This window comes from Terrisporobacter muris (genome assembly GCF_024621905.1).
Lineage (GTDB): Bacteria > Bacillota > Clostridia > Peptostreptococcales > Peptostreptococcaceae > Terrisporobacter > Terrisporobacter muris.
Map to the genome: position 1 here is coordinate 1 of NZ_JANKBY010000505.1, position 1,783 is coordinate 1,783.

Sequence of the window (1,783 nt, forward strand, 5' to 3'; positions counted from 1 at the left end):
GGATATGGATTAAACTTATTTGCTCAAGTAAAATCAAAACAAATGTTTGTAGAAAACCAAAATTCATTAAATATAAAAATAGGATAGATCAAATTTGATCTATCCTATTTTTATGCTTTTTATACATCATCAATTTTGTATTAAAACTTATTTTACCGTATAGCTTATAAATTCAGTTTCAAAAAATTTTATATAAAATAGTAATTTACATAAAATAGTTCATTTAATTTTGATATTGTAATTATTAAAGTAGATATATTAGCTCTATTTTGTATTCACATGACTTTTGGATAGTAGTTGTTTGCAAGGAAGAACTAAGAGCAAAAATTAGTAATTAATTATTTTTTTCATAAATTTCTAAAGTTTTTACAAGACGAATGTATATTACCATTAGGTACATATAAGATCTGAGAGAATAAATTTAATAATTTATTTAAAGGAAATATATCATGGTTCAGTAAGTAAAGAAGTAAATAGTTATCAAAGCTTCATTTTGGATGATTTTATTGATTTATATAATTCAGAAAAAAAGAGAAGAATATCTTAACATGTATGGAGAAGAATTAGTTGGATGTCAAAAGATAATAGCCGGGGCAAATGATAACATCTTTGGAGAGTATAAAAAAAGAATGTGCTAAAGATGTTTCAATCTAAAATATTAGAACTTGCTTGTTAAAATTAGAAAAGAATGGATTTTTAACAAATAAATCAACAAACCCAAATAGGCTTATAACTATTGAAAATTGGTAACTTTATCAAATTAGTGAGAAAAAACAACAAGCTAATAAACAGGCGACTAACAAGCAACTAACAACTAACAAGAATGATAAGAATAATATATATTCATCACAATGTGATGAATTATGGAAACTCTATACTAATAAAAAAGGAAAACAAGAGGCTTATAAGAAGATACTAAAACTTCTAGAAGAATATTCATTATAAGAATTAAGGAGAAGTGTAGAAAGATATTCAAAAGAAGTAGAAGGTAAAAATAAACAGTACATACAGCGTGGAAGTACATTCTTTAATGGTGGATATGTGGATTATTTAGATGAAAATTTCAAAGAAGCATCACATTATCCAGCAGAAGAACCTAAGGGGAAAGTATTAGATTTTAAAATAGGTGGAGAGTGATTATAAGTGAATAATATATATGATACACATGCAGAACAGTCAATATTAGGAGCTATATTGCTTGATAAGAATGTAATACATGAAGTTGAAAGCTTACCTAGTGATGTTTTTTACAATGAAGCTCACAAGGTTATATTTAACAGAATGTTAGAACTAAAATATCAGAGGATTATAAAAGGACAGTACATGATCTAAAAGATATATTGATAAATGATTCAGATAATGTGGAAATAAAATTAAATGATAGAATAATTGAAATATCAGTAAAAGAATTAAAATTTGATGCTGGATTAACAGCAATAGTATTTTATAAAGAGAATTATGTGATAGTTTTTACATATAAAAATTAATAACTATAGGGGGAATATAATGAGAAAGTTTTAATATGAAGGTAGATAAATGTTATGATTAAAGGGTATGGAAACTTTTTTAATGATGTAACAATAGCAATTGAATATAAATATTTAAGAAATAGATGTGAAAATGGTTGTGAATTATCGATTATAAAGCTAAAGAAAATAGTTGATACTATAGTTAAATATTATAATAATTTAAAAAATAAATTAGATAAAAACATAATTGATGATATAGAGAAATTCTGTATAAATAATACAATAAGAGATATAAAATATCTATGTATGTTATT

4 protein-coding genes are annotated in these 1,783 nt (G+C 23.9%); all 4 read left to right on the forward strand.

Annotated elements, in window-relative coordinates:
- The first annotated feature begins 506 nt into the window (after positions 1 to 506).
- Positions 507 to 638 (forward strand): hypothetical protein, encoded by a 132-nt coding sequence (locus tag NSA58_RS19725; RefSeq protein WP_257560898.1) that lies wholly within the window; start codon positions 507 to 509, stop codon positions 636 to 638.
- A 505-nt stretch (positions 639 to 1,143) separates the two neighbouring features.
- Entirely contained in the window at positions 1,144 to 1,332 is a 189-nt protein-coding gene (locus NSA58_RS21080) for a DnaB-like helicase N-terminal domain-containing protein (RefSeq protein ID WP_074429580.1), read from the forward strand.
- 8 nt (positions 1,333 to 1,340) lie between these two features.
- Positions 1,341 to 1,487, forward strand: a complete 147-nt coding sequence (locus NSA58_RS19730; RefSeq protein WP_257560899.1) for a hypothetical protein — start codon at positions 1,341 to 1,343, stop codon at positions 1,485 to 1,487.
- Positions 1,488 to 1,541: 54 nt separating this feature from the next.
- On the forward strand, positions 1,542 to 1,783 hold a 242-nt coding region (locus tag NSA58_RS19735), incomplete at its 3' end, for a hypothetical protein (protein WP_257560900.1).